Annotated in this window: 16 protein-coding genes; 7 read left to right on the top strand and 9 right to left on the bottom strand. The window is 70.2% G+C overall.

Going from position 1 to position 22130, the window contains the following annotated elements; genetic code table 11:
• Positions 1-52: 52 nt before the first annotated feature.
• On the top strand, positions 53-484 hold the full coding sequence (gene arr / locus FHL79_RS11675; RefSeq protein ID WP_439331129.1) for an NAD(+)--rifampin ADP-ribosyltransferase: 432 nt from the start codon (positions 53-55) through the stop codon (positions 482-484).
• On the opposite strand, the gene FHL79_RS11670 is transcribed toward arr, so the two are convergent.
• The 4 genes from FHL79_RS11670 to FHL79_RS11660 form a co-directional block, all read right to left on the bottom strand.
• Positions 471-1220: a 3'(2'),5'-bisphosphate nucleotidase CysQ gene (locus FHL79_RS11670; protein ID WP_138758766.1), complete on the bottom strand. Its 750-nt coding sequence runs from the start codon at positions 1218-1220 to the stop codon at positions 471-473. The two genes, arr and FHL79_RS11670, sit on opposite strands and share 14 nt — an antisense overlap.
• A 43-nt stretch (positions 1221-1263) precedes the next feature.
• Entirely contained in the window at positions 1264-1422 is a 159-nt protein-coding gene (locus FHL79_RS25095; protein ID WP_171058129.1) for a hypothetical protein, read from the bottom strand.
• A 368-nt stretch (positions 1423-1790) separates the two neighbouring features.
• Complete coding sequence (locus FHL79_RS11665) at positions 1791-3317, bottom strand: sugar transferase (protein WP_281283871.1); 1527 nt, start codon at positions 3315-3317, stop codon at positions 1791-1793.
• Positions 3318-4300: 983 nt separating this feature from the next.
• Entirely contained in the window at positions 4301-5323 is a 1023-nt protein-coding gene (locus tag FHL79_RS11660) for an acyltransferase family protein (protein ID WP_281283870.1), read from the bottom strand.
• 567 nt (positions 5324-5890) lie between these two features.
• Here FHL79_RS11660 and FHL79_RS11655 point away from each other — a divergent pair.
• Both FHL79_RS11655 and FHL79_RS11650 read left to right on the top strand, forming a co-directional pair.
• Positions 5891-7261, top strand: a complete 1371-nt coding sequence (locus tag FHL79_RS11655) for a hypothetical protein (RefSeq protein WP_138758763.1) — start codon at positions 5891-5893, stop codon at positions 7259-7261.
• 170 nt (positions 7262-7431) lie between these two features.
• Positions 7432-8712, top strand: a complete 1281-nt coding sequence (locus tag FHL79_RS11650) for an oligosaccharide flippase family protein (RefSeq protein WP_138758762.1) — start codon at positions 7432-7434, stop codon at positions 8710-8712.
• Positions 8713-8723: 11 nt separating this feature from the next.
• On the opposite strand, the gene FHL79_RS11645 is transcribed toward FHL79_RS11650, so the two are convergent.
• Complete coding sequence (locus tag FHL79_RS11645; protein ID WP_138758761.1) at positions 8724-9899, bottom strand: acyltransferase family protein; 1176 nt, start codon at positions 9897-9899, stop codon at positions 8724-8726.
• Between the two features lie 496 nt (positions 9900-10395).
• Here FHL79_RS11645 and FHL79_RS11640 point away from each other — a divergent pair, with 496 nt between their 5' ends.
• Both FHL79_RS11640 and FHL79_RS11635 read left to right on the top strand, forming a co-directional pair.
• Positions 10396-11739, top strand: a complete 1344-nt coding sequence (locus tag FHL79_RS11640; RefSeq protein WP_138758760.1) for a Wzz/FepE/Etk N-terminal domain-containing protein — start codon at positions 10396-10398, stop codon at positions 11737-11739.
• A gap of 228 nt (positions 11740-11967) precedes the next feature.
• Positions 11968-14031 (top strand): glycoside hydrolase family 16 protein, encoded by a 2064-nt coding sequence (locus tag FHL79_RS11635; RefSeq protein ID WP_439331128.1) that lies wholly within the window; start codon positions 11968-11970, stop codon positions 14029-14031.
• Between the two features lie 20 nt (positions 14032-14051).
• On the opposite strand, the gene FHL79_RS11630 is transcribed toward FHL79_RS11635, so the two are convergent.
• Positions 14052-15002: a glycosyltransferase family 2 protein gene (locus FHL79_RS11630; RefSeq protein WP_246080666.1), complete on the bottom strand. Its 951-nt coding sequence runs from the start codon at positions 15000-15002 to the stop codon at positions 14052-14054.
• 213 nt (positions 15003-15215) lie between these two features.
• Between FHL79_RS11630 and FHL79_RS11625 the strand changes: the two genes are divergently transcribed.
• Positions 15216-16328, top strand: a complete 1113-nt coding sequence (locus FHL79_RS11625; RefSeq protein WP_138758758.1) for a glycosyltransferase — start codon at positions 15216-15218, stop codon at positions 16326-16328.
• Here the strand turns inward: FHL79_RS11625 and FHL79_RS11620 are convergent.
• From FHL79_RS11620 to FHL79_RS11610, 3 genes are all read right to left on the bottom strand, one after another.
• The gene (locus tag FHL79_RS11620; protein ID WP_138758757.1) at positions 16315-17433 is read right to left on the bottom strand and encodes a glycosyltransferase family 4 protein; all 1119 of its coding nucleotides are present in this window, start codon (positions 17431-17433) and stop codon (positions 16315-16317) included. The genes FHL79_RS11625 and FHL79_RS11620 overlap by 14 nt on opposite strands.
• 237 nt (positions 17434-17670) lie before the next feature.
• On the bottom strand, positions 17671-19014 hold the full coding sequence (locus tag FHL79_RS11615; RefSeq protein WP_138758756.1) for an RICIN domain-containing protein: 1344 nt from the start codon (positions 19012-19014) through the stop codon (positions 17671-17673).
• Between the two features lie 267 nt (positions 19015-19281).
• Positions 19282-20943 (bottom strand): GMC oxidoreductase, encoded by a 1662-nt coding sequence (locus FHL79_RS11610; RefSeq protein WP_218938436.1) that lies wholly within the window; start codon positions 20941-20943, stop codon positions 19282-19284.
• A 608-nt stretch (positions 20944-21551) separates the two neighbouring features.
• On the opposite strand from FHL79_RS11610, the gene FHL79_RS11605 reads away from it, so the two are divergent.
• On the top strand, positions 21552-22130 hold a 579-nt coding region (locus FHL79_RS11605), incomplete at its 3' end, for an arsenate reductase/protein-tyrosine-phosphatase family protein (RefSeq protein WP_138758754.1).

The raw sequence follows: 22130 nt of genomic DNA, 5'->3' as shown, positions 1-22130 counted from the left end.
GTCTCCCCCTACGGTGGCGACCGTGACACCGCAGGAGGGCCCCCACGTACCGGTGACCTACGAGCACTGGGAGCACGTCCAGGGGCCGTTCTTCCACGGGACGAAGGCCGCGCTCGAGGTCGGCGACGAGCTGGTCCCCGGCCACGGCTCGAACTACCAGGACGGCCGGCTGTCGAACAACATCTACTTCACCGCGGTCGTGGAGACCGCCGTCTGGGGAGCCGAGCTGTCGACGGCGCTGGCCGGCACCGGCGAGCGGGGACGCGTCTACGTCGTCGAGCCGCTGGGCCCCTTCGAGGACGACCCGAACGTGACGGACAAGAGGTTCCCGGGCAACCCCACCCGGTCTTACCGCACCCACTCCCCGCTGCGCGTCGTCGGCGAGCTGGATGACTGGCAGGGACATGATCCAGAGGTGCTGCAGGGGATGCTGGACAGCCTGGCCCGGCTGCGGGAGCAGGGCTTGGACGTCATCGAGGACTGACGGTCTGCAGCGCGGTGAGGAGCCGGTCGGCGAGTTCCGGCCGGCAGACCAGCAGGTCCGGCAGGTAGGGGTCGGGCCGGTTGTAGCGCAGCGGTGAGCCGTCGAGCCGGCTGGTGTGCAGCCCGGCAGCGCGGGCGACGGCCACCGGCGCGGCAGAGTCCCACTCGTACTGGCCGCCACCGTGCACGTAGGCGTCGGTGTCACCGCGGACGACGGACATCGCCTTGACCCCCGCCGACCCCATCGCCACCAGCTCGGCGCCCAGCTGGCCGGCGAGGTCGGTGACCAGCGCCGGCGGGCGGCTCCGGCTGACCGCCAGCCGCATCGGACCGTCGGACCGGGACGGCGTCACGGCGACGTCGATGGTGCTCAGCGTGGCGCGCTCGGCGGGCAGGGCGACGGCACCGGCGGCCAGCTCGCCGTGCTCCCAGAGGGCGACGTGCACGGCCCAGTCGGCGCGGTCGAGCTCGGAGAACTCCCGGGTGCCGTCGAGCGGGTCGATGATCCACACCCGGTCGGAGACCAGCCGAATCGGGTCGTCGGCGCCCTCCTCGGAGAGGACGGCGTCGTCCGGGCGCAGCGCGGCGAGCCGGTCGAGCAGGAAGCGGTGGGCCTCGGCGTCACCGGCGGTCTTGCGCGCGGTGGTGGTGGGGAAGTCACGGGCTCGGACCTGCAGCAGCAGTTCCCCCGCCTCGGTGGCGAGCTGGGCGGCGGTCTGGTGGTCGGAGGGGGTCAACGTCCGTCTTCCGTCGGGGGCGATGACCCATCCTGGCCAGTGGTCAGCGCGTCGGCGTCAGCGACCACTTCTCCGGGACGAAGGCAGGCCCCCGCAGGGCACGCTCCCGGCGGTCCGCCGTACGGGCGACAGCGCCCAACACCAGACCAGCGACGACGGCCACCACTGCCCAGGCCACCAGAGCCACGACCCACCAGGACATCGACATCTCCTCACCGAAGTCCTCGGTAGATGTCCCGTAGGTCACAGGACGAAACCTCTTCGGTGCGGTCAGCGATCGGGGGCCGACCTGCTCACCGGTCCGGTGGACCGGAGGGGTCTCCGCGCGGGTCCTCCAGATCCCGGTCGCCTTGCGCGTCGTTCATGCGCCGCAACACCGCAGCGACCCCGTAGGCGCCGACGCCGCCGAGTACGAACCAGCCGATCAGCGCCCACGCCCACCACGGCATGAGTCATCGTCGCCTGTGGTAGCGACCAGACAGCAATGCGTCACCCACAGATCATCCGATCGTGTCAGGGTGCGTCGGAAGCGACGGGCGCAGCGGTGGGTCGCGCGGAGAGCCGCTGCGCTCAGTAGGCGCCGGAGCCGCGGACGACGGCCCCGACGGTCTTGGCGATGATCATGAGGTCGAAGCTGAGGGACCAGTTCTCCACGTAGCGGACGTCGATGCGCACGGAGTCGTCCCAGGAGAGGTTGGAGCGGCCGCTCACCTGCCACAGACCCGTGATACCGGGCTTCACCAGCAGCCGCCGGCGCATGTCAAACCCGTACTGCTCGACCTCACGGGTGACGTGCGGCCGGGGGCCGACCAAGGACATCGAGCCACCCAGCACGTTGAACAGCTGGGGCAGCTCGTCCAGGGAGTAGCGGCGGAGGTACTTGCCGACCGGGGTGACCCGCGGGTCGCTCTTCATCTTGAACTGGACGGTGTTCCCGTCGCTCTGGTCGCGGAGGTCGTCGATCTGCCGATCGGAGCCCGGGACCATGGTGCGGAACTTGAGCACGTGGAAGGGCTGCCCGTCCTGACCCACACGCTCGTGGCGGAAGAACACCGGCCCCCGGCTGGTCAGCTTGACGGTCAGGGCGATGGTCAGGAGGGCTGGCGCGATCGCCAGCACCACCAGCCCGGCCGCGACCCGGTCGAACGCCGCCTTGACGACCCGCCGCAGCCCCGTGAACTCCGGGCGCTCGACGTGCATCAGGGGCAGACCGCACACCGGCCGGATCTGCACACGCGTGCCGACGATCTCGGTGACGGCAGGAGCGAGCAGCAGTTCCGCCTTGGTCGTCTCCAGGTCCCAACCGAGCTGCCGCAGGGCGGCGCCGTCCAGTTCGGGGGACGGCAGCACGGCGACCGTGTCGATCTCGTGGTCGCGGACGACGCGGGCAACCTCGTCGAGCCCACCCAGCACGGGGAGCCCGTCGAAGTGCTCCGCCGTCGCATCGGCCCCAGCCTGCGGGATGCAGCAACCGATGACGTCGTACCCGTGGTACGCCTGCCGCTCGAGTTGCGCATGCAGGCTGATCACACCGTTGCGGTGCCCGACGATCACGGTCGTCTGGCGCTTGTGCCCTCGCTCCCGCGCTCGGTGCAGCAGCCCGCGTTGCGCCAGGCGGTGCAGCAGGGTCAGGCCTGCGGACAGGGGCAGCGCGATGACGACGAATCCGCGGGCGATCTCGAGTTTGAAGGCCCAGGAGATCGTCCCGACCGTGGCCAGCATCAGCATGGCCGCGAAGAAGACGCGCCGGAACTCCTCGGCGCCCACCCACAGGAACCGTTCCTCGTACGTGCGCCCGGAGAGCATCACCGCCAGCCAGAGGACGGGGAGGATCGCCACCATCCAGATGGGCGCGTGCGGTGTGGACAGCGGCCCGGTCTGCGGCCCGAACCTTACCACATAGGCAATGGCAGCAGCCGCCAACGCGGCGAGGCCGTCGCCGACGACGATGCGCCGGACGTAGGCTGTCCGCCATGCCCGACGGGCGTCCGTACCCTCGCCACGGAGCCGGGAGACCGGCAGCCTCCGACGGCGAGTCGTGGAACCGATGATGCTGGTCGTTCCATTGGGCTCGCCAGTTTGTCGCGAGTGTGTCAAGCCGTGCCCCCCCAGGCTCGAGGCGTGGGGTAGCGCAACCCCACACCATGTCGGTCGATGTGGCCGGACCACCTCTTTGTCGACCGACATCGGGAACCTAGCGGGTTCACAGGTCAGACCGAAACCCTCACCGACGAAACCAACGCCTTTTCCGGACGCCACACGACAAAACGCATCCCAAGGTGAAGGGCCACACACGGAGTGCGACCATTACGGCAGCACACCCTCACGATGTGACGGGTGGAAGGCCTACGGACCCGGCACGCACGGCTGGAGTTCCCGTGATCGTCCCACCGCTGCGACGAGGAGTCACGCCACCAGTTCACCGCCACAGGTCGTTGCGAATGGCGACCGAAGATCATTTGTTCGTCCTGCCCTGAGACCCGAGCGCCCGATCATGTGACACATACCACAATGTGCCCGCTCTGATCAATGTGTCATTGAGGGGCAATGGGCCAGGAGCGTCCCCACACAGATTGATCAAGACAACTCCGCCGACTTCCGGGTGGAGGAGTCGACCGCCCACAACGTTGATCGTCCAGCTCACTGACGTGCGACGAAGTCGACTTCGGGGTCGAGCCGATCACCGTCGTGCCCACGCCGGTCGCCTCGGGCACGCACTACGTCGCCGCGCATGGCCCGCCCTCGGTGCCCGCAGTGCCGGTTGGGCGAACTGTTGAGCGCGATCGGGCGGGTGCCGTCCACGACCGAGACCGCGGTCGACGCTGAGGGGCACTCCCCCTGACCCGCGACAGCTGGCGCCGGCCGACCGGACCGGGCGCAGGGAAAATCCACTGATCACCGACACGAGGACGACCACTGCCGTCGGCATGCCGCCAAGGAGCGACCGCTCGGGTGCACGGATCAGGCCCGCGGCTGGGCTCGCACCCTTCACCGAAACGCAGGTCCCCAGTGATCGTGCCGACGCACGCCCTGATGCTCGAGCCTGTCCGCTCGCCCAGGTGATGCGTCAGATGGCGCCACTACATCCCGATGACATACCGCGATCGCGCACCCAGCAGGGCACGCATTCCGAAGGCGAACGCTGCCGTGACCAGCGTCGTGGTGACCATCACCACACCCCAGAGGGCCAGCCATGCCGGCGCCCCGAGCTGACCGTCCAGGCTCAAGGCCCGGAACCCCGCCACCGGGTAGCCGTGCAGGAAGAAGATGGGGAAGCTCGCTTCGCCCAACTTGTCGAGGACCAGCCCAGCCGGCCCGATCCCCCTCCAGGTGTGCAGAACGAAGACGAGGTACAGCCCGAAGGCACCTCGCGAGAGACTGTCGAATGCGTGAGAGCCGCTGGCCAATGCCGCCAGCAGGGCCACAGCCACCAGACCAACCGTCAGGTAGATCGCGCGATGCCGCGCGAACGAGTTGATGAGCCTGTCGTGGTAACGCGCCAGACACATGCCGATGACGAAAAGTGAGCAGAAATGTACGAATGACTGCAGTGGATCGCTGTTCAGATGCGGTCGCGGCACCAAGACAGTCAGGGCTGTGAGCGGGATGATCGACAGGTAGAGCCAGGGACGCCGATCCACCATGGCGAAGACCGGTGACACGATGAAGAACAGCAGGATCATCGGCACGAACCACAGTGGACCCAGATGAGCGCCGGTGACCAGGAACACGATCAACTGCAGGACCGGGTTCTCATGGAGAAAAGAATCAGACAGCCATGGGTGCGATTGCTTGAAGCCGCCGATGTAAACCACGAGGGCAGGAATGGAGATGACCAAATATGGGACCAACACGTTCTTGGCCTTGCGCTTGATGAATCGTGGGTAGCGATACCTGACCAACGTCTCCCTGAAGAGGAAGCCACTGATCATGAGGAAGATGGGGCTGCCCTCGCCGAACAGCACGTAGAACACAGTCGCCACTGGGCCAGTCAGACGCTCCCCCAGCACGGACACGACATGGGTCGACACGACGCCGAGGATCGCTATGCCGCGGAGTCGGTGGACGTGCTCGTGATAGGGCCTCGCGGGACGGGGTGCCACAGCGGCCGCCACGGGATGCGCGGCCGGTCCCGCAGTCGGAGCGGCGGTCGGCGCTGTCCGCCCTCGTTCCAGAATGGAAGCCGACGCCTCCGATCCCGTAGCGGAGTCACCCGCACGAGGGGCGTTCACACTGCTGCACGGCTTGTCCGACACGCGCTCTCCAGATCGATCGGTGGCGACGTGTCCTCAGTGCCGCTCGTCGGACCCGAGCCGCGGACAGTTCAGCCGCACTCGGCCCTGAGCGAAAGATACTGACGGCATCAAGGCCGAGATACGTGTTCTCGGCCTCAAGTTCGCTCTCTTCGTGGAACGCGGTGCCAATCGTTGTACGTTCTGAGGTCAGCCGATCACTGACCGCTTTCGCGGGGAGCAGTCACCGGCGGGAGGCGGCTTCTCCGGTACCAGGACATCCGCCCGGGCGATACGACTGCCGTACACCGAGTGCCTGCGGCCGGCTCCGCGCAGGCGCACGCTCGGTCACGCGCAGGAGACTCGTCAATGCCTCCCGTCGTCCCCCGCTCGCATGGTGCGACCATGACCGGGCCATGCCGGGCGTCTGGAGGTGACATGACGAGTCTCACGTTGATCACGCTCGCCGTGATCGTCATCGGGGCGTTCGTCACCAACGGTTACCCGCGGGCGCTGGCAATCGGCGGGGCGACGCCGATCGGTGCCGCACTCGTCGCCGGGGACACAGCCGTCCCGACCTTCTACGCCGTCGCGCTGGGTGCCGGCGTCGGTCTGAGCGTTCGCTTGCTCCGCCGCACCGAACGGTTCGAACGGGTGCCGACGGCACCGATCCCGGGTCTCACACCCCTGGCGCTCTTCGCAGGCTGGGCGGTCGTCGTGACGCTCATCGCGCCGCACGTCTTCTCGGGAATCCGTGTTCTCGCCCCGGACGGCACCATCTCCTTGCTGCGAGCCGGGTCGATCACGACCTCCAACATCGCACAGGTCGTCTACCTCCTGCTCGGCATCCTGGTCATGGTCTTCCTCGCTCGAACGCCGGATGTCGGCCCGGGTCTCGTCGGGATCGCCACCGGACTCGCGACCTTGTTGAGTTTCTGGAGGCTGCTCTCGCACCTAGCGGGCGTGCCCTTTCCCGAAGGGGTCTTCGACAACTCCCCCGCGTATGCCTTTGTGGAGACCGCACCTGGCGGCCAGCAGCGGTTCCGAGGCATATTCTCGGAGCCGTCAGGACTGGCCATCTCCTCGCTGGTGACGATCGCGTACATGAGTTCGCGAGCCGTCCGGGTACGGGGAGCTCGACGCGTCGGCGTGATCGTCGTAGCCGTCATCGCTGCTGTGATGGCCGCCTTGTCGACGTCTGCGACCTTCGTCGTCGCGAGCATCGTCATGGCCGCCCTCGCCGCCGGAACATTCGCTACCCGAGTCCTCGCCCGATCCGCCCGAGTCAGCGCACTGTCAGTGACAGTTCTCTGCACTGCAGCCATCGCAGCCATGTGGGTGCTCCCGTTGCTCACCAACGTCGTCGCATCGGTGATCGACGACAAGGTGTCCTCCAGTTCCTACGATCAGCGGTCGGGGGCCGACGCGCGTTCGTACGAGATCCTGCAGGAGACCCTCGGGGTGGGCGTGGGCCTGGGCGCACACCGACCGTCCTCCTTCTTCGCGGGACTGCTCAGCAGCACTGGGGTCATCGGGACGGCCCTGTTCATAGCGGTCGTGTGGACGTTGATACGCCGCGCCAGTGCGGTCGACCAGTTCCGACCGGTCATCTGGGCCGTGATCACACTGCTCGTCACGAAGGTGATCGCCAGCCCAGACCTGTCAGATCCGAGCGGCGTCATGTGGTTGTCGTTCGGGCTCCTGGCCCATGCCGGCCTGAGGGCGGCCGCTCAGCCAGGCAGCGTCGCCCACGGCCCCCGACTCGGGGCAACCACACCACCGCAGGACGCTCCGCGCCTGAGCGGTTGATCGACTCATCGGACGCGTCACCCTCCGCCCTCGATGCACGCGTGCGACACCCCCACTCACGACTGCTGCACACAGTGCGAGGATCTCCGCGCTGCACCTGCTCCGGGGCGGCTCTGCGGCGGGAGGACACTTTGTCGGACGGCCCGTCCTTCCGTCGCGCTCTCGCGCTCATGACGGGTACGAGCCTGTTGGTCCCCGTGGTCGGGGTGGTGACCGCTCCCATCCTCGCGCAGGCTCTGGGGGTCGCTGGACGCGGTGAAGCTGCAGCCGCTCTGGCCCCCAACGCACTCGTGGTGGCGACCGCGACGCTCGGTCTACCGGAGGCGCTGACCTACCATCTCGCCACCCGCCCGTGGGCAACCAGGCGAGCGCTTGTGTCGACGAGCGTGATCAGCACGCTGTTGGGCGCACTGTGCTTCCTCTGCACACTGCTGTGGGCCGGCTTCTTGTCGGGCGGGGATGGCGAACTCGCCGACCTGATCGTGCTGGCGACGGCATTCGCCGTACCGACCCTGCTGGTCAATCTCCTGCGCGGGGCAGCCTCGGGGCGCCAGATGTGGGGTGCAGTAGCAGCGGAGCGCCTCGTGAACTCCCTGCTCCGGCTCGTCGCGCTCGGTTGCCTCGCACTCTTCGGAGTGCTCGATGTACGTCTCGCCGTGATCGTGATGTTCAGCGCGCCGATCGTTGCCGGGATTGCGTACTGGAAGCTCCTGACCCACCCCCCGGAGCGCGACCTCGCCGACAACGGCATGGGGGTGACGCCAGCCCTGCTCGGATTCGGATCCCGGATCTGGCTGGGGGCCGTGGCCAGCATGCTCACCGGTCGACTGAGCCAGCTCCTCGTCACGCCGCTCTCGAACACCGAGCAACTGGGCCTGCTCGTCGTGGCGATCACCATCTCCGACGTGCCCTTCATCGTCGCCACCGCGGTCCGCGATGTGATGTTCGGCGTCAACAGCAGGACCGCCGACGCCGCCCGCCTGGCGACGACCTCGCGCCTGGCCACCTTGATCGGGTTCTCCGGTTCCGCTGCGTTGGCGGCCACCGTCCCCTACTGGATCGGGCCGGTGTTCGGCGAGGGGTTCACCGGAGCGACCAGCGCCACCTGGATCCTGCTGCTCGCCGCAGTCGCCAACGTCCCTGGCCTGATTGCCGGGGCCGGCCTGGGCGCGTGGGGGCGCCCCGGCCTGCGCAGCGTCGCACTCGTCATCGCGCTCGCCACGAACCTCGGGGCGTTCCTGCTGCTCGTGCCGCCCCTGGGCGCCCTCGGAGCCGCCCTCGCCGGTCTCATCAGCGGAACGGCGGTCTCCGTCTTCGCCGTCTTCGCCGCTGCCCGAGTGGTCGGCGTGCCTCCCGCTCGGTTCGTCATCCCGCGTCGGTCCGACTTCGCGCTTCTCGTGTCGGAAGGACAGGCGCTGCTCGGCAAGGTGCGACGCCGGCAGAATCAGTGACGTGGCGCCCCTCAGAGCCCCAGCCGCTCCCGAAGAGCCAACACCGGCCGCTCCACCGCGAAGTACAGCGCTATCCCCACTCCCAGACCGATGGCCAGGAGTGACACGGCCCGTACTGGCACAACCACGTCGCTCATCCTCATGAAGAGCGGCTCGACCACGACGTAGTGCGCTATGTAGATGCTGTAGCTGGCCAGGCCCACCAGAGACACCAACCGCCAGGCGGAGACCCGGTAGAAGAGGCGGTGCAGCGGTGACTGGGTGGGGACGAGGCCGTAGAGGATCATGACCACCGCGGTCAGCGGCAACACGGCGTTGCGCCAGATCGCCTCGTACTGATCCGAACCCACAGCCGAGACCGCCAGGAAAGCTGCGATGGCGACGACGGGCACCCAGTCTGCAGCGAGCGCTCCGACCCACCGACTCCCGCCATTGCGCCAGGAGTGGTAGGCGAGTGCCGCGAGCACGCCCCAGGCGATACCGTCCATCCGGACATCCGTCCCGCGGAGGACGTGCTCCGCGTCGCCGTGGATGCTGAGCCAGACGCGGGCCGACATCGCGTAGACGACGGCGAAGACGGACAGGGCGACCAAGGCCCTCCGCCACCAGTGGACTCGTACCAGTCCCAGCCAGATGAGCGCGAAGACGATGTAGAACTGCTCCTCGACGGCCAGACTCCACACCACATTGGACCCCGGCAGTACCAGGTAGCTCGCGGGCGAGTCATAGATCTGCACCCAGTTGTAGGAGAAGAAGACCTGCGACAGGACCGCCTTCCAGCTCACCGGCTCGAAGAACGAGTAGATGACACTGGGGATGAGAATGACCAGCAGGAAGGGCGGCGCGAGCTTGATGACGCGCCGGCGGTAGAAGCGCCCGATCGCGAACCCGCCAGACTTGTCTCGTTCGCGAGTGAGTATGGACGTGATGATGAAGCCGCTGATCGCGAAGAAGACGATGACCCCGCTGTCCCCGGGGACGAAGCTCAGGCCAGCGTGCTGGACGAGCACCAGGGTCACCGCCACGGCGCGCATGGCGTCGATGTGGGCGAACCTGTTGGCAGAATTGACCGGGGCATCCGCAGCCGCGGCCACCACGGCTGCCGCATCGGGTCGTTGCAGCTCGAGTGCCAGTTGGTTGTTCTCGGGCAGGTGACCAGTCGGTGAGCTAGAGCCCTCAGTTGTCATGCGCACGTCGTTTCGTCAGGACGAGCCGCAGATCGAGCGCGCCAGTGGCGAGGACGGGAAGACGCCGAGGACTCCCGCTCACGGCAGACCGCCACACGTGCGGGACGTCGTCGGGTCGGGCACTGGATACCTCCGCGATACTGACGAGATGCCGTGGTTGGCGCGGCTCGTCACGATGGCGGTCGTCCCGAGACGCCACGACATTAGCTGTCCCGGCACGCCACCTCCAGGCCCCGGCGAGTCCGCTGATTCCCGTTCGTGCTGCCCAGGCACCGCCGTCGGCATGATGATGCTCCAGCCGTGCTGGTGGTCGACCGCGCGAACAGCACTACCATGGCGGCGGCGTCTCCCCGCGGCATCCCGTGGCAGGGGATCCTGAAGGGGGAGCTTGCGTATCCGTCCTGCTCGTCCGTCTGTTATGGTCTCCGACCGCTGCCCACCGCGTCGTGCAGATCCGTGTCCACGGCAATAGCCCTGAGCCCCAGGAAGTAGCTCGGTGAATCTGCACGACTATGTGCGGGTTCTCCGTCGCCGTTGGTGGGTGATCGTCCTGCTCACGATCATCGGTGCCGGAGCCGCAATCGCACTCACCCGCGCCACCGCCCCCACCTACTACGCCCGCGCGACGGTGTACGTCGCGACGATCGGCGACGCAACGCCGGGAGATCTGCAGCAGGGCAACGTGTTCGCGATGCAGCGAGCCGCCACGTATGCGGACCTCGCTTCGACGACCGCGGTCCTCGGCCGTGCCGCCACCACACTCGGCGCCGACACCGACATCGCGGACCTGCGAGCGTCGGTGACCTCGTCGGCTCGGGCCGAGAAGGCGCTCGTCGACATCGACGTGACAGGCACCGACCCCGTCGTCGTCGCGGCGCGGGCCAACGCCGTCGCCAACGCCCTGGCAGCCGAGGCACCCTTGCTCGACGCCCCAGGTGCCGTCTCCCCCGTGCAGTTGACGGTGGTGGAGACCGCCGAAGTGCCTCGGATCGCGACGACACCTCGGCCGCCGCAGAACCTGCTCATCGGCATAGCTGTCGGTCTGGCTCTCGGCGTGGGCGTCGTCGTCGTCGCGAATTCCCTCGACACCCGCATGTGGACGCTCGCGGACCTCCCGCGACACCCAGGCCTTGCCTCTCTGACGTCCATCCCGAGCGGCCGGACCCGCCCCTCCCGGAGGACGTCCGCCTCCGATGCTCGTGTGGAGTCCTTCCGGAACCTCCGGGCCAATCTGCAGTTCGGCATCCACGCGCAGGGGACGATCGCAGTCGCCGGGGTCACGTCAGCGTCCGATGCCCATGGTGCGGCTGGCCAGTTGGCCACGGCACTCGGCGAGATCGGTTCCGAGGTGGTTCTCGTCGACATCGACCTCCGCCCCGCTCGCAGCGGGCGCCACAAGCCCACCGAGAGGCCCGAACCCCGACTGGGGGTGGCCGACGTGTTGAAGGGCACGAGCAAGACCGAGGAGGTCATCACTCCTGGCAGCGGGGAACACGTGTACCAGATGACGACGGGAACAGTGGAAGCGTCCTCAGCGCAACGCCTGAGCACTCCTGCCATGCGCCAGCTGTTGGATGATCTGACCACACGCTTCGACTACGTGATCCTCGCCTGCCCGCCGCTCGTCGAGCGGTCAGAAGCCGCGGTAGCCGCAGCGCTGGCCGACAGCACACTGGTCGTCGTGGAGTCAGGAGCCACCAAACGGTCGCAGTTCCTCTTCGCCCTGGAACTGCTGGCCGGTGTCCGCGTCACGTCGATCAGCGTCGCCATCGACCACGTGCGCGACCTGGACCTCGGTGGTACCAGCGGTCAGGCCGTCGTCTCGAGCACGACAGGCTGAACGACGTCGGACGAGTTCCGATGCCTCCAGCGTCGGCGGTCGGCGACCCGGACTCCGGCCGTTCCTGATGGAGCTCGAGCCGTGCGACCAGGGGCTTCGTGGGATGTACGCTCGCCGTCTCCGCGCGTCGTCGGCGGCCCCTGGCCGTAGGGGTGCGCCTCCGCGCGAGGGCGAACGGGGTGGTCGGAGATCAAGCGCAAGCACCGTGCCGTCATCGCCGGCGTCTTCGTGGCATTGCTGACCGTGTCCGTTGGGGTGACCGTGCACGTCACGCGATCCCACGATGTGCGCATCACGACCTCGTCCTCGGCCCCCGGCTCTCATCCGGATGCCTTGGTCAACGGGGACGACGGGGCAGACCTCCCCGCTGCGGCGGACCGTGAAGCAGCCTGGCAGAGCGAGGGCGAGACCGAGGGCGCGTGGCTGGAGTTGAGCTGGCGGCGCAGCACCCGGGTCGACCACCTGGAGATCCGCGCCGCTGGGGATGCGGGGACGACGTTCACCAGTGCTCTCCTGACCTTCGACGGCAGGGGCTCCCTGATGGTGACGCTGACGGAGGACGGGGTCGCCACCGTGGACTTCACTGCGCGTGACGTCTCTCGGGCCCGGCTGACGATCGTCGACGTGCCGGATGGTGCGACGTCGGTGGCACTCGCCGCGCTGTCGATCGACGCGTCGGGGGACGACGGCGGGCGGCAGGGGGGATCGACCGGACGCCCCGTCGTCACGTCCTCGAGCTCCACCCGTTCCGGGACGAGCGCTCTCGTCGATGGAGATCCGGCTGGAGCGGAGACGGGTCAGGAGTGGTCGGCAGCCGGCGACGACGCCGCGCCATGGGTGCAGTTCGCGTGGGACTCTGTGCGGGAGTTGGCCAGCGTGCAGGTGTTCGGTCCGTCCCAGACCGCGTTCGACCCCAGCTACTCAGCGGCTGCTCCGCTGCATGGCCGGCTGGTCTTCGATGACGGCAGCACGGTGGTGATCTCGGGGATCGCCGGGAGCACCGGGCAGGCCACGACCATCGCCTTCACACCCCGGATGGCCAGCTCGGTCCGCCTGGAGCTGGCCAAGACCATCCCTGCTGCGGTCGTCGGCCTGCGCGAGGTCGCCTTCTACGACGCCGGGACCACCCCGCCCCGCTGGCCCAAGACCCGCGGTGGCTACACCACGACGTCACCAGCGCCGGTGGCATGCGGGCCCGGCGCGACCGCAGTGACCCCGCCGCAGCCCGACCAGCTCACCCTGGTCTGCCCCTCACCGGGGTCGGCGGTGGACGACACGGCGACCGTGGTGGTGGCCGCCGCTCCCGGCACGTCGGTCCAGGCCACCGCATGGCAGCCCTCGACCCGATCGATGGCCCGGGTGGCGGCCGGCACGACCGGACGTGATGGACGGGCGGTGCTGTCCTTCGGCACCGCGGACCTGTCCAGGGGACCGCTGACGGTCAAGGTCGTCACGACCCTGACCGCCAGCACTCCGCTGTACGTGCAGCTGATCAACCCAGGGGGCACCGCGACCACGGCATCGTCCTATGCACCCGAGGGGATGACGCTGCAGTGGGACGAGGAGTTCACCGATCCACTGTCGATCACAGCGACCGGGGCGGACGCGGTCTACGCAGCGACCAAACCGGCGTACTGGGGGCCCTCCGAGTTCGGCGACGCGGTCTTCGCCGACCCCGCCTCCGGAGCCGGCAACATCTCCACCGTCGACCAGGACTACCTGCGGATCCGCGCCGAGCCGATCGGCGACCGGGACGTCCCGACGCCCTTCGGGCAAGACCACCTCGGTGGCATCGTGTCCTCGCTGCACGTGGGCGCGTCCGGATTCGCCGCCCAGTACGGCTACTACGAGGCACGGATGCTGGGCGCCCCCGGAACAGGGACCTGGCCGGCGTTCTGGATGCTGGACTCCCAGAGCGCCACCAGGTCCAGCACCACCTCCGGAGAGGTCGATGGCGTGGAGCTCTACGGCCACAACCCCGTGGGCAGCTGCCACTCGCTGGTCAACTGGAGCAGCGGGCAGTCACAAGACCCCGAGGTCAACTGCCTGGAGGACAACGGCCTGCCCGACTGGTCGATGACCTGGCACACCTGGGGAGTCCGCATCATCCCCAACGGAGCCATCTACTACATCGACGGGACCAAGGTGGCCACCGCCACCGGCCTCGCCCACCACTCCGACCCGTTCTACTTCATGGTCAACCTGGCCCTGGGCGGTGGCTGGCCGACCGACCTCACCCCCACAGGCGACATCTCCGACCTCTACGTCGACTGGATCCACGTCTACACCTGACCCACCGGCCGAGCCCCGGTTCAGGAGTTCCGGGCCACCGGGAGTTCGAGGATCCGTTCGGGGGTGAACCGCCGGCGGGCGATGTCGCCGGCCGCCCGCAGGTTGCCGCGCAGGCGCTCACGTCGCCAGTCCGACTCCGACCCGGCGAGGGAGCGCACGGCGTTCTTGCCCAACCTCGGCACCGTCTCGCGGAGGGCCAGCCAGAGCGGGAAGCTCCCGACGTGGTGCAGGTAGGCCGGGTTCATCACCTGCGAGTAGCCGAGCCGCTCGTGCGCCATCCGGCCACCGGACTTGACGCCGCGGTGCACCACCACGCAGTCCTCCACCTTGGCGAGAGAGCCGTGCCGCATCGCCCGGCGGGCGAAGTCGTGGTCCTCCAGCCAGGAGTACAGCGGCAGCCGGCCGTCGAACCGCTGGCCGTCGAGGGCATCGGGGCGGAACCCGAAGTTGCAGCCGTAGAGCTCGCGACTCGGCTGCCAGCGGTGCAGCAACGGCTCGGACAGGGAGGCAGCCAGGAACTGCTCGGCCTCCTCCCGCGACACCGCCTCCGCGGCCGCCCCGTCGAGCAGGACCCGCCCGGTGAGGGCGACGACGTCCGGGTGCTGGTCGAAGAACGCCACCCCGTTCTCGACGAAGTCCTCCCGCACCACCGCGTCGTCGTCGAAGCAGAAGACGTGGGTCGCGTCCGGGACGGCGTCCAGCCCCGCGTTGCGCTGGGCCGCCAGACCCCGATCGTGCACCACGACGGTCCCGCTGGGGAGCGGTGCGGCGGGCAGGCTGGCCTCGTCGGGCACGGAGACGACGAGGGTGAAGTCCTGACGCGTCTGACGGCTCAGGTCGGCGACCACCTCCCCGAGCAGCTCCGGCCGGCCGGCCGAGGCGAGGATCACGGCGGGGCGGGCGGTGGGCCTGCTGGTCGGCTGCCGCGGATCGGCGGCGGACTCGGGCATGCCGGGCGTCGAGTCGGGCACGGGAACCTCCGGACGTGCGGTCGCGAGGCCGCGGGCGGGGCAGCTCGACGCCCTGGCGGGCGCTCGGAGCAGCAAGACCCTAGCCGGTGACCTGGTGACGGGACCGGGCCGACGACCGACCGGCAGGCGGGTGGCGGACCCGCCGGCCCGGGACGGACGGCATCATGATCGCGTGCAGACCTCAGCGAGTGCCCGTCGAGCCCGGTGCCGGACGTGACCGGGGCCCCCCGCGTGACCTTGGTCCACGAGCGCTTCACCGAGTACGCCGGCTCAGAGGCGGTCGTCGAGCAGCTGGCCCGCGAGTGGCCGGCCGCGCCGATCTTCGCGCCCATCGGCCGGCCCGGTGTCCTGCCGGCAGACCTGCGACCCCGGCTGCACACCACCCGGCTGAGCCGGTTGCTGCGCGGCAGCACCTACGCGCACCTGCTGCCCGTGCTGCCCGTCGCCATGAGCAGGCTGCCGCTGCCGCCCTCGGACGTCGTGATCGCCTCGCACCACGCCTTCGCCACCCAGGTGGTCCGGGCGACGCCGGCACCGGTCGTCGCCTACGTGCACACGCCGGCCCGCTGGGTGTGGGACCCGTCGATGCGCGCCGGCGAGATGGGCAAGGGCCTGGGCGCGGCGGCGCTCGGCGCCTTTTCCACTGCCTTCCGGCCGGTGGACCTCACGGCCGCGGCGCGGGTGCACACGATGGTCGCCAACTCGCGGGCCGTCGCTGGGCGGATCAACGACTGGTGGGACCGGGAGGCGACGGTCGTGCACCCGCCGGTGGACACCGAGTACTACACCCCGGACGCCGACGTGCCACGCGAGGACTTCTTCCTGCTCGCCGGGCGCCTGGTTCCCTACAAGCGACCGGACCTGGCCGTCCGGGCCGCGGCCCGGGCGCGTGTCCCGCTGGTCGTCGCCGGGGACGGTCGGGCGCGCGCGGAGGTCGAGGCGCTGGCCGGACCCGACACCCGGTTCGTCGGCCGGGTGGACGACGCCGGACTGCGGGACCTGTTCCGCCGCTGCCGGGCGCTGCTGATGCCCGGCATCGAGGACTTCGGCATCGTACCGGTGGAAGCCCAGGCCTGCGGCGCCCCGGTGCTGGCGGTCGACGCGGGCGGCGCCCGGGACTCGGTGCTCCCCGGGGTGACCGGTGAGCTGGTGCCGCTGCCGACGGCGGCCGGCGACGAGGTCGACGACTGGGCGCAGCACCTCGCCGCGTTCGACGGCACCTGCTACCGGGACACGGCCATCCGGGCCCACGCCGAGACCTTCTCCCGCGCACGCTTCCGGAGTGCGATGGCCGAGGTGGTCACCGCGGCGATCAGGTCGAGCTGACCGCCCCGGCGCCGGTGACCGCGGCGACGGTCTCAGCCGCGACGTCGTCCCAGGTGCGGGTCTGCCGGTCCCGCGTTGGGCGGGGTGCGGACAGGTGCCGGAGGGCGGCGTCCGCCCAGGCCGGGACGTCGTCGGCGCGGAGGTGGTCGGCGTCCGCACCGCTGACCTCTACCAGCGCCGGGTCGAGCGAGGTGACCAGCGGCGCGCCCAGGTCGAGCGCCTCGACCGCAGGCAGGCCGAAGCCCTCCGCCAGGCTGGGAGCCAGCACCACGGCGGCGTGCTCGTAGCACCACCGGAGGGTGCCGTCGTCGACCCCGGTGAGCTGGACGACGTGCCCGGAGGCAACCAGCGCCGCGTGGTCCGGGCCGTAGGCCTCCGCGCCCCAGGTCGGCGGCCCGACCAGCGCCAGCACGGCGTCCGGGCGCTGCTCGACCACCCGCGCCCAGGCCGACACCGCGACGGCGAGGTTCTTCCGCGGCGAGGAGTCGCCCACCACCAGGCCGAAGGTCCTCCCGACCAGCCCGCCGACGGGCGTCGCCGCGCTGCCCAGCAGCCGCGGGCTGGTCGCCAGCGGCACCACCGCGGTCCGGGGTGCCAGTTCCGGCGCCCACCCGGTGAGCCGGGCGCGGGTGGCCGCGCTGACGCACAACAGGGTGCCGGCCTGCCGCAGCGAGCCGGCGTAGGGCCGCCGGAGCAGGGTGCGCTTGGCCAACGGGAAGTCGGCCGGCCGGTCGAAGAGCAACATGTCGTGCACCGTGAGCACCGTCCGCGCCGCGACCGAACGGGGCAGCAGGTGCTTGGCCCCCTGGACGACGTCGAATCGGGTCGTCAGCATCCGCCCCAGCAGCGACCGCTCGAACGCCGGCACGAGCTGCTCGGGTACGCGCGCCGGGAGGCGCACGATCCGCTCCTCGGAGCCGGTGAGCTCGACGAGCGGGCCGGCCGCCTCCTGAGCGGTGAGCAGGTGCAGCTCGACGTCGTCCCGGCGCTGCAGCGCCCGGGCGAGCTCGACGGTGTAGCGGACGATGCCGCCGCCACGCATGTCCGGTGGAACGTGACCGGCCATCAGCAGCCAGCGCACCGGCCGCGCGGGGTCAGTCGGCATCGGGTCTGCCTCTCGGCTCGAGTGGCGGAAGGAGCCCACCCACCTGCATGAGCCGCCGACGCTACCGGCTCCGCTGAGGTACCGGCTGCGGTGGTGGTCGCACCTGAGCTGCGAGGTGGTGGGCAGCCGGACGGCGAGGGTCACCGCCGGGGACGTCCGCAGGACGCGACGCTGCTCCGCCGATCAGGCCTGAGGCCGATCTGCGGGGCAGCTGTCCGGATGCAGGTGGCGCGCGGTCTAGCCGACCTTCGTCAGCTTCCAACGCTGACCGCACGCGGTGGACTTGGGCACTGCCTGGGCGATCGTGGCACCTACGGCGGTGCTGTTCGCCGTGACCTGCACCGCTCTGCCGCTCGTCCGCACCAGCAGCTGGTAGGTGCCGGCCCCCCGGTTGCTCAACCTGAACTGCGCGTTCGTCCCCTTGGTGTCGGAGGACTGGACGAACTTCACACCGATGGTCCTCGAGGTCGCCTGCAGGCGGAGCACCTTACCCGACGCGACGTTGACCAGCTTGTAGAAGCCACCGGGCAGAGCGACGACCCGCCACCGCTGGTTCCTGGCGTTGGTGTCCGTGCCGGTCCTGACCCGCGTCTTGTTGACGGTGACGGACGCGGCCGGCACCTCGACCACCTTCCCGCCACAGGCGTTGGCCAGCTCGTACACGCCACCGGAGACGATGGGTGCCCGGACGACGGGTGCGGGAGAGACTGGAGCCGGCGTCACCGGAGCCGGCGTCACCGGAGCCGGCGTCACCGGAGCCGCAGCGCCAGGCAGTGCCCGGACCTCGACCCGGTCCACGAGCATCTGCGCCGGCTGGCTGGCCGGCGTCTGCTGCCCATCGGCACCGCCGACAGCGAGGTCCAGGATCAGCCAGTTCGGGCGGGTGATGTCAGGGCCGAACCCCCACGGCTTCGCCGGGTCCTTGACGTACGCCTCTGCGCACTGGACGTCGTTGAGGTAGTAAGTGATCTTCCCGGGCTCGATCGTCGCCGAGTACTTGTTGAACCGCCCGGAGAGGTCGGCGTCCTGGGCGTTGGGGCAGTAGTTGTCCGGTGAGCCTGAGCCCCGCGTGCCGTGCGCTGTCCAGGTGTGACCCACGGCGTGGTAGACCTTGTTCCAGGTCGTGTAGCTCTCCATGGTGTCCGCCTCCCCGATGGGGAAGACCTCGACGCCGTTGGGGTTGCTGTTCAGCGTCCAGAAGGCGGGCCAGTAGCCCGCCTGGGCCGGCACCTTGATCCAGGCGGTCATGGTGCCGTAGACGAAGCCGAACTTGCCGCCCGTGCGGATGGCGGAGCCGGCCGTGGGCGTCGCCGGGACGACGAGGTTGCCCTGCCCGTCGAGGGTCTCGTTGTCCCCGGACTTGATCTCGCCGAAGGCGGCCGACGGGTTGTAGGTGGCGGTGGAGTAGTCCTCCCACTTCGTCCGGTCCGGCAGGGAACCAGCCGTGCCGGTGAAGTCGTCCTGGAAGAGGATCGCACCGGGGTCCACGGCCTGCGCCGCGGGCGGGGACGGGGCTGCGAGAGGAGCGAGCGCCGCCGCGAACAGCGCGGCGACTGCTACGGCAGCCTTGGCGAGGGGCATGGGTGTCCTTCCGTGGACTGTTCGTGCGGGAGGGCGTGGACTCGTCAGCGAGCGGAGGCAGGGAGCTCCCCGTCGGCGCACGCGCGCGACGGGATGGGCGTGGTCGACGCCGGCGGACGGCCCAGGAGGCCGCCACCCGACCGTTGGGCAGACACTAACCGTGAACAGTCAACCTCAAAACGTTACGAAAGGCATCAACGCCACGGACACCCCACCCACCCCGGGTGACGCATGCGGGCACCTGCAGCAGCGACCGGACCGCGGCCCTTACCGGCCCGACGGCGTGCCGACGGGACGCCGGGACTGCGCGAGCGCGGCCAGGTGCTGGGCGAGCCGGACGGCGAGGGTCACCGCCATGAACGTCGGGTTGGCCTCACCGGAGGTCGGGAAGACGCTGCTCCCGGCGACGTAGAGGTTGGCCAGCCCGTGCACCCGGCAGTCGGGGTCGACCACACCGGCGGCGGGGTCCGCACTCATCGGGGTGGTGCCGATCTGGTGGTACCCGTCGGTCGCCTGGGCGATGACGGCGTCGCGACGGCGGCCGTCCGGGGTCAGGTACACGAGGCGGCCGAGGCCGCTGGCCCGCAGCTGCTCGTCGAGCAGCTCGTGCGCCCGGAGCACCGAGTCGACGTCCTGGTCGGTGTAGCGGAAGTCGATGTCCAGAGTGGGCAGACCGTCCGGCCCGGTGTCGCCGCGCAGCGAGACGCGGCTGCGCGGGTCGGGCGCCTGCTCGGCGTGGTAGCGCAGCGCGTACAGCCCGGTGTCCGTGCGGAGCACGAAGACCCCGAAGCGGGGCGAGGAGAGGTACCTGCGCCGGACGACGCCGGCCAGGTCGGCCACCACCCGCCACGGCCGGCGCCCGATGTTCCGCAGGTGCGCCGCGACGTCCAGCCGTGCACCGGTGTTCCGGCGCCGCGTCTCCGCTCCGGCCAGCCGCCGCCCGAGCGGGGGCGACGCGAGGGCCAGGGCGAGCAGCGACAGGGCACCGCTGCCGTGCCGGGCGTCGTGGAAGGCGAGGTTGCCCAGGTAGAAGGAGGTGTTGAGCAGGCGCTGCCCGCGCTGCGCGGCCTCGGAGAACGAGAAGCGGCGGCGGACGTAGGTGCCGTCGACATCGCGCCGGAAATCCCAGTCGCGGACGTCGGCCGGCCGGGACAGCTGGAGCGCGGCGATGCTGCCGGTGATGTGGCCCATGTAGCGGCGGCCCAGCGGACCCCCGATGCCACCGAACGACTCCGGCCGCGCGCGCTGCACGCTCAGCAGCAGTCGGGTGGTGGCGAGCCCGCCGCAGGCGAGTACGTAACGGCCGGCACCGAGGAGGACGTCCCGGTTGCGGTGCCGCACCACCAGACCACTCACCGTCGTCCCGGTGGCGTCGAACCGGATGTCGGTGGCGACGGCGTCGGTGAGCACCGAGATGGCCGGGTGCGCCAGCACGCGGGCGCCCAGCTGGCGCCCCAGGTGCGGACGCCGCGACCAGCGTTCCTGCTGGGAGGTGCGGACGACGGTGTCGTCCCAACCGGGCAGGACGGGGACGTGGAAGTCGGCCGGCCCGCAGTCCAGGTACGCGGCGGCCCGGTCCTGCGCGGGCGTGACGTCTGAGCTGGAGATCGGCCAGCCCGAGCCGGCCACGTGGTCACGGGCCGCGAGGTCGAGGGGCTCGAACGGCACGCACCGGCCGCCCCAGAGCCAGGACGTGCCGCCGATGCCGCGCCGGGTCGTCTCGCTCAGCGGTGCGTGCCGGTCGGCGTCCAGCACGACGGCGGTGGCCGAGTCGGTCGGCGCGACAGCGCTGTCCGCGCCGCCGGCCTCGACGAGCAGGACATGCAGTCCTGAGTCCGCGGCCTCGAGGGCGAGGGCGAGCCCCACGGGTCCGGCGCCGACCACGCACACGTCGGCCGTGGCCGAGGAGGGAGCCGAGGTCACCAGCACGGGCAGCCCCTCGGGACGTCACGGCACCATATGGGCAGGGCGACGACGAGCCGCAACGACGGGGCGCCCCTGATCCGGAGACTACCCGTGAGACCGCGGTGTCACAGCGTGACGAAGCAGACGGTCAGTCGCGAGGCTCTGCCCGGTGCGTCACTGCCGGCTGGTGACCCGCTCGCCGACGGGACCGCGGTCGCACGACCGTGGACTCCTGCTCACGCTCGTCCGGCAGGTCGAGGACGGGCAGCTCCCGTTCGCGGCGTTTGACCCTGATGGCGGCCGCGCCCAGCCAGAAGGTGAGCGGCACCGCGAGCACCACCCAGCCCACCAGCAGCCAGCCCCACCACGCCACGCATCCACCCCTGTTCGCCCGGATGTCGCCGGACGCTGCCTGCACGGATGCGCTGTCCACAACGCTTCAGCCGGAGCCCCACCCGTTCGGGCGACACGGCAGGGTGAGAACACCATCCGCCGGACGTGTCATGACTGATTCGGCGCATGCTGGCTGACCATCTCGGTGTGGCCCGACTCACAGCCACTGGCTCACCCCGATGGGTCGCCGCGTCCGGCAGACCGGGTCCGCAGTCGGGAGTCGCTCGCACGATGGACGGATGCGTCTGCTGTTCGTCTGCACGGGCAACCTGTGCCGGTCACCGCTGGCCGAACGACTGTTCCGGTCGTGGGTCGAGCGGGAGCTCGGCAGTGCCCGTGGCGTGCGGGTCGAGAGTGCGGGGACGGCGGCGGCCGTCGGCCCGATGGACGAGCGCGCCGCACAGGCGCTGCGAGAGCTCGGCGGCGAGCCGGACGGCGCGGTCGCCCGTCAGCTGCAGGCCGGCGAGACGGCAGACATCGACCTGGTGCTCACGATGACCCGGGAGCAGCGGCGTGAGGTGCTGCGGCGGGACCCGCGGGCGATGCGGCGGGTCTTCACGCTCGCAGAGGCGGCAACACTGCTGCCCTTGATCGACCGCACCGGGCTCGACCTGCTGCCGCTCACCGAGCGCACCCAGGAGCTGGCTGCTCGGCTGGACGCGGCGCGTGCCCGCCGCGCCGGCGGACCGGCCGACGACATCCGCGACCCGATCGGCCAGTCACTCGAGCTGCACCGCGAGGTTGCCGGGCAGATCGCGGTGGAGCTCCGCCCGCTGGCCGACGTCCTGCTCGCCCCCGCCAGCCGCCCACTGCTCCCC

The organism is Modestobacter altitudinis (assembly GCF_005930475.1).
Lineage (GTDB): Bacteria > Actinomycetota > Actinomycetes > Mycobacteriales > Geodermatophilaceae > Modestobacter > Modestobacter altitudinis.
The sequence above is the reverse complement of the archived record's forward strand: the minus strand, read 5'-3'. Positions and strand labels throughout refer to the sequence as shown.

Bases quoted from the DNA above. Each gene is read 5' to 3' on its own strand.
- FHL79_RS25095 (WP_171058129.1), bottom strand. From the start codon at position 1,422: ATGTCCTGGTGGGTCGTGGCTCTGGTGGCCTGGGCAGTGGTGGCCGTC.
- FHL79_RS11655 (WP_138758763.1), top strand. From the start codon at position 5,891: ATGACGAGTCTCACGTTGATCACGCTCGCCGTGATCGTCATCGGGGCG.
- FHL79_RS11650 (WP_138758762.1), top strand. From the start codon at position 7,432: ATGACGGGTACGAGCCTGTTGGTCCCCGTGGTCGGGGTGGTGACCGCT.
- FHL79_RS11645 (WP_138758761.1), bottom strand. From the start codon at position 9,899: ATGACAACTGAGGGCTCTAGCTCACCGACTGGTCACCTGCCCGAGAAC.
- FHL79_RS11620 (WP_138758757.1), bottom strand. From the start codon at position 17,433: ATGCCGACTGACCCCGCGCGGCCGGTGCGCTGGCTGCTGATGGCCGGT.
- FHL79_RS11615 (WP_138758756.1), bottom strand. From the start codon at position 19,014: ATGCCCCTCGCCAAGGCTGCCGTAGCAGTCGCCGCGCTGTTCGCGGCG.